The organism is Allorhodopirellula solitaria (assembly GCF_007859855.1).
GTDB classification, from domain to species: Bacteria; Planctomycetota; Planctomycetia; order Pirellulales; family Pirellulaceae; genus Rhodopirellula; species Rhodopirellula solitaria.
The window spans coordinates 23064-34795 of record NZ_SJPK01000009.1 but is presented as its reverse complement, the minus strand read 5'-3'; the positions used below and the strand labels follow the sequence as shown (position 1 = coordinate 34795).

At 58.3% G+C, this 11732-nt stretch carries 9 protein-coding genes; 4 read left to right on the top strand and 5 right to left on the bottom strand.

What is annotated here, in order from left to right; all coding sequences use genetic code 11:
• Positions 1–44 precede the first annotated feature (44 nt).
• The 3 genes from CA85_RS16445 (at position 45) to CA85_RS16435 (ending at position 2589) form a co-directional block, all read left to right on the top strand.
• Positions 45–851: a DUF4198 domain-containing protein gene (locus CA85_RS16445; protein ID WP_146392457.1), complete on the top strand. Its 807-nt coding sequence runs from the start codon at positions 45–47 to the stop codon at positions 849–851.
• Between the two features lie 7 nt (positions 852–858).
• Positions 859–1548 (top strand): flavodoxin domain-containing protein, encoded by a 690-nt coding sequence (locus tag CA85_RS16440; RefSeq protein ID WP_146392456.1) that lies wholly within the window; start codon positions 859–861, stop codon positions 1546–1548.
• Between the two features lie 120 nt (positions 1549–1668).
• Complete coding sequence (locus CA85_RS16435; RefSeq protein ID WP_186774999.1) at positions 1669–2589, top strand: alpha/beta hydrolase; 921 nt, start codon at positions 1669–1671, stop codon at positions 2587–2589.
• Positions 2590–2637: 48 nt separating this feature from the next.
• Here CA85_RS16435 and CA85_RS16430 read toward each other — a convergent pair whose 3' ends face one another.
• The 5 genes from CA85_RS16430 to CA85_RS16410 form a co-directional block, all read right to left on the bottom strand.
• Entirely contained in the window at positions 2638–3519 is an 882-nt protein-coding gene (locus CA85_RS16430; protein WP_146392452.1) for an SHOCT domain-containing protein, read from the bottom strand.
• Positions 3520–3796: 277 nt separating this feature from the next.
• On the bottom strand, positions 3797–4948 hold the full coding sequence (locus CA85_RS16425; protein WP_146392450.1) for a hypothetical protein: 1152 nt from the start codon (positions 4946–4948) through the stop codon (positions 3797–3799).
• Entirely contained in the window at positions 4945–7428 is a 2484-nt protein-coding gene (locus CA85_RS16420; protein WP_146392448.1) for an ABC transporter permease, read from the bottom strand. Before CA85_RS16420 ends, CA85_RS16425 begins: the two co-directional genes overlap by 4 nt.
• Positions 7425–8384 carry an ABC transporter ATP-binding protein gene (locus CA85_RS16415; RefSeq protein ID WP_246112870.1) on the bottom strand — a complete coding sequence of 320 codons (960 nt, stop codon included), beginning with the start codon at positions 8382–8384 and terminating at the stop codon, positions 7425–7427. The genes CA85_RS16420 and CA85_RS16415 overlap by 4 nt, the downstream gene beginning before the upstream one ends.
• A gap of 50 nt (positions 8385–8434) precedes the next feature.
• The gene (locus tag CA85_RS16410; protein ID WP_146392445.1) at positions 8435–8869 is read right to left on the bottom strand and encodes a GntR family transcriptional regulator; all 435 of its coding nucleotides are present in this window, start codon (positions 8867–8869) and stop codon (positions 8435–8437) included.
• A gap of 344 nt (positions 8870–9213) precedes the next feature.
• Here CA85_RS16410 and CA85_RS16405 point away from each other — a divergent pair, with 344 nt between their 5' ends.
• A complete protein-coding gene (locus CA85_RS16405) occupies positions 9214–11652 on the top strand; it encodes a S9 family peptidase (RefSeq protein ID WP_146392443.1) in 2439 nt (812 codons plus the stop codon).
• Positions 11653–11732 lie beyond the last annotated feature (80 nt).

Here is an 11732-nt window from a genome sequence, read left to right as displayed (position 1 = left end):
CTACTTACCGTTCTTGAATCCCCTCTCCATTGAAGGAACTGAAGATGACCCGAAGCTTTCTACTCGCCCTGACGCTCATCATCGCGCTACCCGCGACGAGTTTCGCACACAAAGTCTGGCTCCGACCTTCGCAAACGGTCCTCTCCGGGCCGGAACCCTGGGTAACCGTTGACGCCGCCGTCTCCAACGACCTGTTCTATTTCAATCACTTCCCACTTCGGCTCGATGGACTCGAGATCATTGCACCGAGCGGCGAGGAAGTCAGCGCCCAGAACGAATCGGTGGGCAAGTACCGCAGCGTTTTCGATCTACCGCTGACTGAAAAAGGCACCTATCGAATCGCCATCGTCAATCGCGGCGCTTTCGCGAGCTGGGAAGTAGACGGCGAGCGGAAGCGATTCCGGGGCTCCCCCAAGGAACTCGCCGAATCGATCCCGAGCGATGCTACCAACGTTCGCGTTACCGAGAGCATCGGCCGCATTGAAACGTTTGTCACCAACGGAGCTCCTTCGACCGAATCGATCCAACCCGCCGGGGAAGGCGTGGAGCTGGTTCCACTGACGCACCCGAACGATCTCTACGCCGGTGAAACGACGAAGTTTCGCTTGGTCGTTAACGGCAAGCCCGCCGAGGGATTGACGATCACCGTCATTCAAGGTGGCACTCGCTATCGCGATGCACAGGAAGCCAAGGAGCTGACCACGGACGAGAACGGTGAGTTCTCAGTGGCCTGGGACGAGCCAGGCATGTACTGGCTAGAAACCAGCACGGAGGATGACGACACGTCGATCCCTCAAGCGACGAGTCGACGCCTGAGCTACGCGGCAACACTCGAAGTATTGCCACAGTAGTTGCCCGATGATGAATTGTTGCTCTCTGCCTACCAAGACCACTCTCGCGAGCGTTCTCGCGGGCGTGGTGGTCGCGATCGCCGCACTGCTGTGTCTGTGGTGGACGCCTGGAGATTGGTGGCCCGCCTCGCCGCTGCCATCTCGCCTGTACTGGGCCGCTGGCGTGGGAGCAGCCTACCTCCTCCTGGCCGGATGGGCCTGGCGAAATTCAGCGCAACGCCAGACCCGGGCTCAGACGCCGACGCCGCACGTCGCTCCCCGCAGCGATAGCGTGCTCGTTGTCTACGCGAGCGAAACGGGATTCGCTGAATCGCTGGCTCATCAGACCCACGATCACTTGCAGCAACGCGGCACACCAGTACACCTCGCCCCGATCGATGCCATCACCAGCGAACAGTTGGTGGCGGCGAAACAGGCGTTGTTCATTGCCAGTACCGCTGGACAAGGCGATCCACCCGATCACGCCATGGAGTTCTCGGAATCCCTCATGCAACAGTCGCTGAGTTTGCGAGAACTCAAGTTCGGAGTGTTGGCCTTGGGAGACCGTAGCTATGACGAATACTGTGCATTCGGCCACGACATCACTACATGGCTGCGAGGCTGCGGCGCTGAAACTCTGTTCGATATCATCGAAGTTGACGATGGCGATCCGGAAGCACTTCAGCACTGGGAGTCGCGTGTGGCCTCGGTTTCCTAAACTTCGCGCGATCGATGAGTGGAGGATCTTGCGAGAGCGGTTCGGTAGTGGACGAGGCGACACCAATTGTCCCCGCCTTCCTAAACACGTAGCGGAATGTCTTTCCTGGCAAATTTCACCATGAACATAACGACGATTTCAGCGACCTTCGCGGGCGTGTTGGCATTCACGCTGGCAGCTCTCCCTGTTTCGGCCCAGCCGCCGATACCCTCACGGCAGCAGCCGGCGGATCCTGCCGAGCATGCGACCGATGTTTTGGACATTGAATCGGCCGGCCAGCGGTCGTATCGAATCTTCATCTCAGTGCCCGGTCCAGAGCCACCACCGGGCGGCTATTCGGTGACCTACGTTCTCGACGGGAATGCCTATTTTGCCGATGTCGTTCGCGCTCGCGATGCGTTGGCTGAACTGCGACGGACCATGGTGGTCGTTGGCATCGGCTACCCCATCGAAGGCCGCATTGATTTCGTGCGCCGGACATTTGATCTGACTCCGCCGGCCGAGCAACGCACCCTGCCGCCGCGTCGCGGTGGCGACGCCTGGCCCACCTGGGGTGGCGCGGATGTGTTTCTCCAGTTCATCGAGACGGAACTGAAGCCGCAGCTACAGAATCGATATGCCATCGATCAGACAAAGCAAACAATTTTCGGGCATTCCTTTGGTGGGCTGTTCGTGCTCCATACGCTCTTCACACGTCCTGGATGCTTCCAAACCTACATCGCCGCCAGTCCATCGGTGTGGTGGAACGACTATGCGATCGGTGAAGCCGCAGCTGCGTTTGGCGAAAAACACTCGCAGGGCCGGACCTCGTTGAATCTAGTGCTAACGGTCGGCGAGTTGGAGCTGGGCCCCGATGCGGGGCCAGCCGCGGCGCTTGATGAAACGGAGGCCAAGCGTCAATTCGGCACGACGGAAGACTTCGCTGACCGAATGGAGACGCTCCAAGATACTCAGCTCCAAGTGACATCCAAAATCTTTCCCGACGCATCGCATGGTGATGCCGCGCCCCAGGCGATCGTATTTGGGATGAACCAACTCTAGGATGGCCGCCGCCCAAGGACGACGAAGCACCGCCAGAACCATCAGAGCCTACAATCGAGAGAGCAAATCAGATTTTTTCGCCTGGAACTCTTCATCGGTGAGATACCCCTTGTCGTGCAGTCCGCCGAGTTTTTCCAGCATGGCTAGGATGTTGTGTTCGTCGGCGGGGGTGGCGGTCGACGTGCTGTTCCCATCCGGGATCGCATCGGGGGCTTCCACGTGAGATTCCACTGGTGGGATCGGGTTCCGTTCTGGAACCGAGGGACTCGTGGCAGGCTGTTGGTCCCTCTCCACGGGAGTGCCATTTCGCGTTACGACCGGTAGTTCAGACAGGTTCACCGTACCGAGCTGGCTACTAAACGTGATCGAACCGCCGACGCCTTGCTGTTGTGAGAAGCCGCCAATCTGATGGTTGCCGGTGTCATAGACCCAGACGTCGCCGTTTGTGGAAACAGCCAATCGGCGTGCATTGGAAAAGTAGGCGTAGCGGATGTTGTTCTGGTTTCCCACCGCATTGGGGGCACCGAGATCCTGTGGCCACCAATTTTGATCTGGGTCAGGCACGAACAGCGAGTTCGATCCGCCAAGACCTCCCGCCGCCTGTGTCTGTTGGTTGGAACCGTTTTGTGATTGCGATTGAAACGAGCCAAACAGGGGGGAGGTCTGGTGGTTGGCAAGCGCGTTGGTGATATCGCTGCACAGACTGTCGACGCGGAATTTCAATTGGTTGTTGAACAGATCGCTGACCATGGTCATGCCGCCCCGCATCCACTGGCCCGAACCACCAAATTCGGGATGGTTGAATTGAGCCATGCTGCCATTGCCATTCTGGACGGCAATCAACATATGCGTGACAGCCTCAGGTGAAACATGATGGCGTTGGGCCAGATCTTGAACGAGCTGCTGGCCAGCGGGTGATAAAGTGGACACGAGTTTTCTCTTGATAACGATGAATGGCACCAAACGCGAACAAAGAATCCCGCCTGAACCTCCCATTGTCGCACGCTCGTGATCCACGAGGAAAGGGGGCGTTTGGACATTTGGTACTTCCTGACGACGCGTTCGCGGCGCAGTTCGGGATCAAAGTGGATGGTGCGGAGGTGCATCGCGATGCCTGCCCGAGCAGCTCCGAACACACCTGATTTCGATAAGAACATTGCCGAGGCGTGATCTGTTCCGCTCCATCCCCCCCGAGGGATAACTCACACTACTTAGCCTTGCGTTCCCGGTCCATCGTGCGAATTGTCTTTTTACGGGACGCTTCGCGGAGCACCATCGCTCGAGCCAATCCCCTCACGTTGGATGCGACATTTTCGAGCCCCTGGATCCCTGCAAGCTGGGGCCGGTTCGCCAGTTCGTTTTGCTCGACCGGACTCAGGGCACTCGCGGCGGTGTTTGCGTTGTGTTGTAGGTTCTCGATGCCATCGTCGGCGGCATCCATGATCCGGTCCCAACCCAGGAGGACCTGTTGCAGGCTCGCTCTCGCGATTCGCCGGTCACCGGATTGGTCATCCCGTTGTGAGTCCACGATGCTACGGTCCTTCTCAAGCTGGTCGCGGAGTTGATCTAGAAAGACGACCTGGTTCGCCGCGACGACGCTTCGCCATCGCTTGCGCACATCGAATGGACGAGCAATCGTTTGCTCCAACTGATTGATCTGATCGGCATCGAATAACCCTTGCTCAATCGCTTCGATGACGATTGTGTCGCGTTGCTCAAATATCTTGCTGAGCTGAACCTCGACGGACACGGATAACTGCCAATCAAACGCATCCAACGCCGCCTGATGCGTCGCAAACGCCTCCATCGCGGTTTCTGCATCGCGGCTATCGACCGCATGCGACATTCGCGTCAGCATGAATGACTGGATCTCCCAAATCATGCCCAGCGGCGATAGCCCACCCGTGTCGGCATTGGGTGGCCACGGCAGCCAGACCTGGTCACCATGGCGGCAGAGCTCTTTCAATCGCTCGTAAACCGGTTCGCTCTGCTGGAGGAGCACGTCGAGCACCGGATCGTCGGACCATGAACCTCCCGAGTCGGGGTCAGCGACCTGAAGTTCACCACTATTGCGATCGAGCACACCAGCAGAAAGGGCGATTTTACGAAACTCAAACGCAATATACATCCACTCCAACCAGGCAACGGTATGCTCATCGCTCGCCGTCTCTCGGAATTGCTGCAGCAGCGAGTTTACGTCGCCAGGGTGGCCCGATTGACGAAGTGATGCGGCCTGCGCGCCAACCTCACGAACGACGGTGGCGTGGCGCATGTGTTGCCATGCGAAAGGCGCCGCCAAACCCGCCAGCGAGATTGCGACGAGCAACCACCAGGGAGAAAGCACTCGCTTGATGTTCATCGGTTCGCCTCCAGGTCGGTATCGTTGGAACTGGTGATGCCCGGGGCCGCTTCCCAACCGGCGCCCCACTGGGAAGCAATCGGCATGCTACCGGATTCAATATTCGCGAACTTGCGGACATCATCAATACGGTAGTAGTCGCCCCCTGGGCCTACGCCATACATGATTGACGGGCCATCCCAGTACTCCAAGAGTTCATCAAGCGGGTAGTCGTTGTTGCCTTGACGGGCTCGGTCGATGTACTCCAGCAGCGTTTTGACGAGATGCTCAGTCTCGCGCACGTGAACTAAATTTTCGTAGCTGTTTCGGTCGTCTCTGTAGGTCGTGGACAGCTGAACTCCCCCGAGGTGCTCGCCGATACCAAATCTCGCGTTGCTGCGATAAAGATCTCTGGCGGAATAGATCAATGCCCGGCGCCGGGCCAGCCACCGAGCGTCGGTCGCACCGGTCACGTCGAGGATCGCTTGACGTGTTTCGTCATCGATTCTCGTCGCGTTCTTCGGGTTTCGAAGCTCGGCGATCAAGAAGATCTCAAGGGAATCAGCGGCTTCCTGTGTTCCCAATTGCAGGCTATTTCGCATCGCTGAAGCCAAATCAGGTAGGGTCCGCATCCAGTCTCGATACTCACGCAAAGCTTGCTCGTCGTTTGCCGAGTTCGTTTCGATCCGCATCCGCAGCGATGTTGGCCGGCCGACGCATTGTTGCAAATGCCATGACACCAATTCGACCGATTGTTTTCGGTCACGCTGCAGTTCTTTCAAGCTAGTTTTTAATGAAGCGAGTAACTCTCTGTGTTGTGATTCCAAATCGACCGCTCGCAGACGAGACGCTTGCTGCTGCTCCTCGTCCTTGATTTTTCTCCAATCGAGAAGGGGGTCCTGGTCGGCTGACGGGGCAATATTCAGAGACGCAGGAACGCCATCGACAAATTCGTTCGCTTCGAATAGCAGTTGTGCTTTTTGCCAGGACGAGAAACCACCAGAAAAAGCGTACACACGCAGATACTGGAAAGCTGGCATTGCCACGGCAACCACAATCAGACCCGCGTGCATCATCCAGTAACTCCAGCCTCGCCGCCCATCCATCCAATGCCGCATCATCAACCAGGTCGCCAACATGGGGATAGCAATCAACGAGATTGCCACGGTCTTTGCTGACGTCGCCATCTCGGCATGGGTGGCCGAGCCATACATGCACGCAAAGAGGCTGGCAATCGGAGCCAGTAGGGCGACAATCACAACGGGCCGGATCAATTGGCTGAGCCACTGGGAGACTGCGTAGAGAATCCCGCAGGCGATGAGCACGTGCAGGCTCTCGCCTTTGCCGAAGATGCTTTCGGAGACCAGACAGACGATTGTGAAACCGAGTACACACAGCGCGGGCACGAGTTGCCGCGTCCACCACACGCGCGGCGGTGACACGCCGCGTTCGGCGAGGAATTCGATGCGTTTGTCGACCTGGTCTCCGTGAAACGTCAGCAACGCGAACCAGCACGGTGAACTGACAAAGATCACGACACAAATCGAATTGAGAAGGACGAAGTTGGTCCCTTCGCTGATGTGCAGAATCTCGCGGATCGCGATCGGAGCGCAAACTGCCACCGCAGCGACGAGGCTGAAAAAAATGAGACGATTTTGATTTCGGAATTGCCAGAGCAGTGTGCCCGTGGCGGACAAGGGCTGCTGCTTGGTCTGACTGTCGCCACGAAAAAAGTCATCGGCGATGGTGGTCCAACGCTGCCAGGACGCCTTCCATGACTGTTCGCGCTGCGATGGAGTTCGATTCGCTTGACCGGTGAGCTGTGCTCGGGCGATGCGATAGCCAAGTGTGCCGATAACCACGATGCCGAGTACGAGCGCTGTTGCGATCATCCCAGGCGACGGATCCGAGGGCAGGTAGATCTGGTCATCGAACGTATTGAGTACATACTGCCATGCGTATGCAGCCATGTAGGGAAGGACCGCGAGTGGCAATACACTGACCAATCCCATCAGCGGTGAAGGACTCAGCCACGACATCGTGAATCCACACACGAGCAAGTACAGCGAGTTGAGGACAACGAACAGCATGACCGTGGTCTCATTCCAATTCCTTAGCAGCGGTTGGTTGGCCAACGCCGCGACCGCGCAAAACACCAGGAAAGCCGCCAGCCATAAGATGGCGAGCAGGCTGAGGGCAAACAAGAACTGATGTCGGATCAGATAGTTCGGCGGAACGGGCAGGGAGTTGAGCCAGTTCAGAGACCGACTTTCCTTCTCCTGCCCCACGAGTACCGTGCCTGCACCCAACGAGAAAAGGATCGGCGGAATGCAGGCGATGACTTTGTAGACGTATGGATCGACTGAATCGAACCCCAATTGCCAGGACGCGCGCCAGACAATGAGCAGCACGGCCAAGCCGACAATCGTGACGACCAGCGGGATAGCTTGTCGAGTTTCTTTCCACAGCAGCCGCCGGCTCATGGAAGCAGACGTGTTCATGGCGTGACTCCTTGCACTGGGGGTGCTGGAGCTGCTTCATGCTCGGCGGCAATCGCCTTGGTCGCGTCGACGCCACGGGTGCAGGCGACAAACAGTTCCTCCAAACTCGCGGAGCGGTGTGCGACGTCGAAAACGCCATAGGAACTCGACAGCAAAGCCTCATTCTCCGGTGTCAGATCGCGGACGATCATCCGCCGCTGCCGACCACTGGTTTGTTCGCTCAAAATTTGCGACGGCTGAGTGAGCGATGGTAGCGTCGTCAAAGGATCATGGAGCTTGACGGTGACTTCCGAAATCGATTGGCGAAGGTCCGCCAATACCCCAGTGAGCTGGACACGGCCCTGATGCACAATGGCGATCTCGTCTGCGACCCGCTCCACCTCGCTGATTTGATGACTCGACAACAGCACGGTGCGCCCCGTGGCCGCCCGGTCGATCATGCTTTCGAGAAACTCTCGCCGGACCAGCGGATCGAGCCCCGACGTCGGTTCATCGAGAATCAATAACTCCGGGTCATGAGCGAGGGCGAGACTCAGGGCAACCTTCGCCCGCTGGCCTTTGCTCAGTTCGCGGATTCTTCGTGTGGGCGGCAGTTCATAACGGCCGATCAGATCGCGATAACCTTCGAGGTATCCGTCTGGGTAGAAACCGGCGGTAAACCAACCGATCTCGTCGACCTTCATCCAATCGTACATCGTCGGCGAGTCCGAGACGTATCCGATCCGGCGGCGGATCTCCAAGGCTTGCCGCGTCGGATCCATGCCACACACCCGAGCGGTGCCCGAGGAAGGCGGCTGGAATCCGGTCAAGATACGGATTAACGTCGTTTTGCCAGCACCGTTCTCACCGAGCAAGGCGAATACCGTACCACGGCGGACAGCGAGATTGACACCTCGCAGCGCGTCACAGCCGCTGAAGTGCATCTCGATCTCATTCGTACTAATGACGGGGGCCACGGAGTCATCCGTCGCCGGATCACGCGAGCCAGTTTCGTTTGTTGCCGAGCTCATGCAGGACCACCATGGGAAGAGGAGTTGGTTTTTGAGGCGACCGTGGGGGTCGCTCCTTCGAGTGATTCGAGTTCCGTGTGCAGCAATTCACGGATCTGGTCCGCAGTCAGCCCACCGTGAAGCGCTTCGCGAAGAGCACTCCGCAGGCGTGCGGTAATCAGATCCGCACGGGCGGCATGGCACTTCTTGACCGCATCGACGCAAACGGCCATCCCGCGTCCCCGCAGCAATTCCAGCACGCCGTCGGACTGCAACTGCTGATAAGCCCGATTAACCGTGTTGGGGTTGATCGCCAACTCACCACTGAGCTGCCGAGCACTGGGGAGTTGTTGCCGCGGTTGGAGGCTGCCCTCAGCGATCGCGAACTTCACCTGACGAACGATTTGCTCGTAGATGGCAACGTCATCGGAGGTATCGATGGAAAAAAACATAACGCACCGTTGAAAAAACGCCGTTTGCGATCGCCTGATCGGTTGGCTGGTGTACTGGTTGCATGGTACAGGGGTCGGGTGTCTTGGTCAAGCGATTTCTGGCGGTTTTTTTTAGGGCGGGCTGCCACGCTATGCGAAGCTGCCCACACCCATCGTGTTGATCACGCGTTGCGAAGTGGCCAGGTAGGCTGCGCTACCCGGGGTTTCACGGCCCTCAGCTCAATATTGCGGCGACCCACATCGATTAAGTCGGCAGCCTGTTGAATTGGGTGGGCGGAGTGAATCTGGTGCGATAGCATGAATACCTCACCACTCGCGGATTGGACTCGACGGAACACAGTGTGATGAAAACAACTCGGATGGAACTTTTGTTGGTCGGCTGCTTGTGTCCGCTGCTACTGCTGTGTCAGGACATGGCGGTTGCCGCCGCACCTCCCAGTCGTGGCGGTGGGCCGCCCCTGCCGCCGGCTCTCGCCGAGCGGACCACGCTCTCGCTGGCGCGTATCTATCATGGCCCCGATTTCAACCTGCAGCAGGAGTCCATTCGCTGGGACGCACGCCAGAATGTGCTGTGGTCGCTGCGGGACAACGATGCGGGGCACCCCGAGATCATCCGCCGGTCCATTCCCGAAGGCAAGGAAACCGTTGCGGTTTCTGCCGATCAGTTTCGACTTCCCTCGGGCGAGCGGATTTCGATCGACCAGTACCGCTGGTCTCCCGACCACCAATACCTGCTCGTCTTCACAAACTCAGTCCGGGTGTGGCGATCGCATACTCGCGGTGACTACTGGCTACTCGATTTAATCTCCAAGTCTTGGCGGAAACTGGGGGGCGAAGAAGCGGCCAATCAGTCACTGATGTTCGCGACGTTCTCCCCTCAAGGAGACAAGATCGCCTACGTCCGAGATCGGCATCTGTACTGGGAATCCACCGCCAGCGGCGAAGTCGACGCGATCGCGGCGAGTGACGAACCGAACCTCATCGAAGGCACTTTTGATTGGGTCTATGAAGAGGAACTCAAACTCACCCGTGGATTTCAGTTCAGTCCCAACGGCGAGAAAATCGCCTTCTGGCAATTGGACGAATCGGAGGTTCCCGTCCACTCGCTTATCGACAACACGTCGGAACGTTATCCGATTATCAAGCAGTTCGCTTACCCGAAAGTCGGGCAAACCAATTCAGCGGCCAAGATCGGCATCTTTCACTTCGACGACGCTCAAACGACGTGGTTGCGAATTGCCGGCGATCCGCGCCAGCACTACCTCGCGGCGCTGCGGTGGTTGCCCGCGGAATCACCCGGGAGCAACGAACGGTTGCTCGTTCAGCAACTCAACCGCCCCCAGAACGCGAATAGGTTGTGGCTTTGCGACGCTTCCTCAGGCGACTGTGTTGTCCTGCTCAAGGAAACGAGTCCTGGCTGGGTCATGCGGCAAGCGAACATGCCATTGCTACCCCAACAAGAATCGGGCCCGAGCGCGGGGGTGCGACGGGAAACGGTGGATTTAATTTGGCTGAGTGAACGCAGCGGGTGGCGTCACCTGTACCGCGCGGCCATCATGCCATGGCTGTTGACCAGCCCGATCGACACCAGCGAAGTGCTCGATGATGCCAATACCCACCGAGGTGTTCAGCTCGATCCAATCACAACGGGGGCCTGGGACGTGATCGATCTCGATGCGGTCAGTCAAACGACGGGTGATCTTTTCTTCACGGCATCTCCCGACGATGCCGCGGCACGAGCTCTTTACATGTGTGCAAGCAATCGGGAGCAACCCAATGCTCACCCCAGCCGGGTATCACCTGAGAAAGAGGGGACGTTCGAGTATCGGATCAGCCCCACTGGGCAGTTTGCGTTGGAAACGTGGTCTGACATATCCACTCCCCCCGTCGAGCGTCTTGTGCACCTCGATGCCTATCAACGCATCGAAGTGCTCCATGACAACGCCACATGCCGGGCAGCGATCGAGGCGCTGCGGCCGATCGAGCAGCAGTTCATTTCGCTTCAAATCGATGATCAAGAATCACTCGATGCGTGGATCATGCTGCCGCAATCCAGTGGCAACGCGGACGCCACGGGCAGTCGTCATAGCGTGCCCCTCGTTCTGCACGTTTACGCGGAACCCGCCGGGCAGACGGTGCGAGATCGTTATCTCGGTCGGACGTATCTATGGCATCGCTACCTGACTCAACTCGGCTTCGCCGTCGCCACCATCGACGCTCGCGGCTCTGCCTCGCCGCGTGGCCGCGAGTTCCGGCAGAGCGTGTATGGCAAAATCGGTATCCTCCCGCCTGCCGATCAAGCCGCGGGCGTGCAGCAGCTGCTCAAACGATTTCCGCAGCTCGCCCCTGACCGTGTCGGTGTCTGGGGTTGGAGCGGCGGAGGTTCGACGACCCTGCACAGCCTGTTCCGCTATCCCGAACTCTATGCCGCTGGGATTGCGGTCGCTCCGGTATCGGACCAACTCGATTACGACACGATCTATCAAGAACGATACATGGGCTTGGTCGAGGACGACCGCCAGCCCTTCGTCGAGGGGTCGCCGCTGACGCACGCCGAGGGACTTGCCGACCCCTTGTTGCTCATTCATGGAACGGGAGACGACAACGTGCACTTCGCATCGACTGAGCGATTGATTAATCGCTTGGTGGCCCTTGGGAAACAGTTTGACATGATGAGCTACCCCGGCCGATCTCACTCGATATCCGAGGGCGAGGGAACGGTGATGCACTTGCACCAGCTGATGACCAATTTCTTCCTCGAGACACTCCACCCGGGTGATTGAATGCACACTGGGTGTCACGGCCTGGGCACTTGTGCGATAATTTCGCGTTGCTACCCAACGACTCGGTAGCGACGATGATG